We start from the raw sequence: 2,848 nt of genomic DNA, 5'->3' as shown, positions 1-2,848 counted from the left end.
TTTTTTTATTTTTTATTTTTTTAATAAATAAAAAGTAATTTTAAAAACTAAATTAATGTTAAATGGCAAGTGCTGAAGTCATTTATTTTTTGTACGAATTTTGTTTTTTGAAAATACGTCACAATATTTCAAAAATAATTCTTTATGTATACATTCATCTTTATATTCATTTTGCATTTACTTCTGTATAAAAAAAAATTAAAATNNNAATNNNAGATTCCTATAATTTCTATTTTAAATATATTTTATAGGAATTTTAAAATAACTAGGTTATGCAAGAAGTCTATTGTTTGCTTTTTTCAGTTTTCTTTCTTTAATTGCAGCTGTAATTGCAAAGATACCTAATGAAATTAAAGTTAAAGCAAATGCTATACCAATAACGATAACACCAACGCCACCGCACGCTCAATTAATATTTTTTGTAATTGCTCCTAATAAAATTAGTACTATTCCAAATAATGAAAACAATGTAAAAGCACCAATTAAGTAAGTATGATTATTTTTAAAAACTGTTGATAATTTATTTATATTTTTATACATTTTGTTATTCTCCTTTTTTAAATTCTAACATAGTTATTTTTTATTTACTTTTTTCTTCTTATTTAGATACTGATACAAATAGCAACTACCAAGCACCACAAATGCAACACCAGCAACCGAACCGATTGCAATACCAGCAATTGCAATGCTAGATAATTTATTAGGTATATTACTGTCTTTGATTTGCAAGGTAAATTGTTCTGAAGTCGCATTATTGTATTTAACAGTAATGTTTATTTTGTCGTTTGGGTTAAATTCGCTTTGTTTTAATTCAAACTCCACTTTGTTTGTATCATAATTGCTGGTATTTACCGCAGGAATTGTGATATCGCTTGGAATTTGGGTTGTTAACTGTGCAACAACTTGCTCTGCTGTCAACGGTTCTTTGGGAGATAGTTTGCCATTGATTTTAAACCAATCAGCAACAGCACTCGCAAATTAACTATCACTTGCTAATTGCTGTCAGTTTTTACTCTCGTTAATTATTTTGTTTAGTTCGATTGCATTAAGTTTTTTAATGCTTTCATTATAACCGTTTAAACTTGCTCAACTATAAAAATATTGTCCTTGGTCTGTATTTCAAAAATTCGGCGTTAAATTATTTTTTCAGATAACAATATAATAATTACTTTTATTACCTACACTATCTTTTGTTTCAACCAAAAATCGACCTTGATATGAATTTAATATTGTTGCATTTAAAGACACATTACCAGTAATATCTAATTTTAGTCCGTTCTTTTGTCATTTATCATTTAAACCATAAACAACCCCACTTTGTATTGTTGATCCCGTTGGTTGGTTTAAACTCACTTTAACTTCGGTATCAGAGTAATACAAATCACTAGTTAAAGTAATATCGCCTACTTTGTCATTAGTTGGTACTTGATAATTATAACTATCAACATTACCAAACGGCAATGTATTTTTTTTGTACAGTAATACTTGGTTGTGCCAATAATGATGACACGATGATTTGCCCTGTATAACTTTTCCCATCAACTTTAAATGCTATCTCAATTTTATAGTCTTTATTTTCAACAGTCGTGCTATTTACTGACAAATCAAAGTTTCAGTTTTTATCTGGGCTAGGCATAATAGCACCATTGACTTTAACAGTATCAATATTAGTGTTTGCTATTTTGACTTTAACTTGTCCGTTTGCGACAAGTTGGTTATCACGCAATCACGCAATATTTTTTGATTTATCAACTAAATTAAAATTAGAATATTTTTTAATTCAATTTAAATTAGTTTCAGTACTAAATATTAATTTTTTATCAGTATCCCATGCATAGATTAATTTATTTAAATAAATTAATCTAGAAAATTAGATATTCCATCGATTTTCGTTGGTGTTGTAGAACCCTGTTTCAATACATAAACACCATTCTCATTTGAATAAAATAAATCATTATTATCAGTTATTAACAAATCAATAATTATTTTTTTATCAATATTATTTATTTGTGTTGCTGTATCTGAATTATTAATTAGTAAAAACATTCCGTTTTGTGTTGCAATATAAACATCATTATTTTTATTAAAAGACATTCCTAAAAATGAATTTCTAATATCGGTCATACCTTTAATATTTACTAACTTGCTTTTTTCATTTATTCTATAAATATTTTTAATATTATAATCATCTTGAATAATAAAATAGACTTCTTGCATAACCTAGTTATTTTAAAATTCCTATAAAATATATTTAAAATAGAAATTATAGGAATCTAAAATTATGAAATTTGATAAATTTGATTTTATTAATGATAAAGAATTATTCCGATTAACAGGAATAAAACAAGCCACTTTTAATAAAATGTTAGATATTTTAAAGGTTGCTGAAATAGAAAAATTTAAAAAAGGTGGCAAAGCTAACAAATTATCACTNAAAAAATCGATTANNAAATCGATTATTTATNANGTGAGGCTAGTTGTTATCGCAATGTCAAATGAATTGAAGATATTTTAATTAAAAACTCTGATTTTCAACAACTTGCTGGTAAAAAAGCACTAATAAATGATTATTTTATTGATAAAACAATTATTATTGATGCTACCGAAACTCCAATCCAACGCCCAAAAAAAGACAAAAACAATCTTATTCTGGTAAAAAGAAAAAACACACGATCAAAACACAAGTAATTATCGAACAAGAAACCAAAAAAATTATTGCAATCAGTTTTATAAACAATTAAGTCGGGATAGGCATTCAAATTGCAGTTTTCCATTTTGAGCTCACGCTCGGTTTGATAATGTACAATATCGGTTTGACTACAAAGTCATTTGATTAATATATCTTGGT

Annotated in this window: 5 protein-coding genes and 1 pseudogene; 1 reads left to right on the top strand and 5 read right to left on the bottom strand. The window is 26.0% G+C overall.

Annotated elements, in window-relative coordinates; all coding sequences use genetic code 4:
• Positions 1-270: 270 nt before the first annotated feature.
• The 5 genes from BST80_RS04410 to BST80_RS04390 form a co-directional block, all read right to left on the bottom strand.
• Positions 271-540 (bottom strand): hypothetical protein, encoded by a 270-nt coding sequence (locus tag BST80_RS04410; protein ID WP_415746134.1) that lies wholly within the window; start codon positions 538-540, stop codon positions 271-273.
• 33 nt (positions 541-573) lie between these two features.
• Positions 574-918, bottom strand: coding sequence for a hypothetical protein (locus BST80_RS04405; RefSeq protein ID WP_415746133.1), 345 nt, complete (start codon positions 916-918; stop codon positions 574-576).
• Between the two features lie 60 nt (positions 919-978).
• Entirely contained in the window at positions 979-1,461 is a 483-nt protein-coding gene (locus BST80_RS04400; protein WP_415746132.1) for a hypothetical protein, read from the bottom strand.
• Positions 1,448-1,726: a hypothetical protein gene (locus tag BST80_RS04395; RefSeq protein ID WP_415746131.1), complete on the bottom strand. Its 279-nt coding sequence runs from the start codon at positions 1,724-1,726 to the stop codon at positions 1,448-1,450. Before BST80_RS04395 ends, BST80_RS04400 begins: the two co-directional genes overlap by 14 nt.
• Before the next feature lie 131 nt (positions 1,727-1,857).
• Entirely contained in the window at positions 1,858-2,217 is a 360-nt protein-coding gene (locus tag BST80_RS04390) for a hypothetical protein (RefSeq protein WP_415746130.1), read from the bottom strand.
• Positions 2,218-2,583: 366 nt separating this feature from the next.
• On the opposite strand from BST80_RS04390, the pseudogene BST80_RS04385 reads away from it, so the two are divergent.
• Positions 2,584-2,723 (top strand): annotated as a pseudogene (locus BST80_RS04385) (transposase family protein); the annotation flags it as partial.
• Positions 2,724-2,848 lie beyond the last annotated feature (125 nt).

It is taken from the genome of Spiroplasma sp. Moj, from assembly GCF_016082285.1.
Lineage (GTDB): Bacteria > Bacillota_I > Bacilli_A > Mycoplasmatales > Mycoplasmataceae > Spiroplasma > Spiroplasma phoeniceum.
The sequence above is the reverse complement of the archived record's forward strand: the minus strand, read 5'-3'. Positions and strand labels throughout refer to the sequence as shown.